Consider the following 677-nt stretch of genomic DNA (forward strand, 5'->3'; position numbering starts at 1 on the left):
TTCGGCTGGCCTGGGGCAACGTGATCATAGAGTACCGAGTGCAACCCGCTGACGTTGGGTCTGATATCAAGCTCACCGTGGAGTACCCGACGATTACCGATGTCGGCGACAGCGAGCAATTGCCAGTCGCTTTCCAAGTGGTAGGCCCCACCGGCAATGGTCCCGACCCAAGGGCTCTGTGGTCGGTCATAACCTGGATATCGGTGTACCTGCGCAATGATCGTTTGGACCCGCCCTGGTTGGATTTTCCCGATACGGCCCCCACCATCGACTTGGCTGAGCTGGGCAATCAACACGTAAGAATCGGGCTCTATGTCTCAGCCGCCAATGCCCGGATCTACGAGCGCGTCTTTCTGATTTGGGCCGGGACCAATGAAAATGGCTCTGTACCCCATATTGACGATCAGGTGTTACCTGGGGGCAGGACTTACTATTTCGACGTACCGAATGCCTTGGTCAAGGCCATTGCCAGTGGCAGCGCAACCGTTCACTACTTGCTGGAGGGTAACGGGCAGCCGACCAAGCGCTCGCACAATCTGTTCCTGTCGGTTATCGGTGAAGCGCTGAAATGGCCCGCCCCCTGGGTGGTAGAGGCGGTAGGCGACATTATCCCCCCAGGCCTTGCCAACGCCACCGTCAGCTTTCGTGAACAGGACACCTGGCGACCCGACGACCTC

Annotated in this window: 1 pseudogene; it reads left to right on the forward strand. The window is 58.3% G+C overall.

What is annotated here, in order from left to right:
• Positions 1-677, forward strand: a pseudogene (locus ACODSV_RS36295) (hypothetical protein); the annotation flags it as partial.

This window comes from Pseudomonas sp. FG86 (assembly GCF_057808775.1).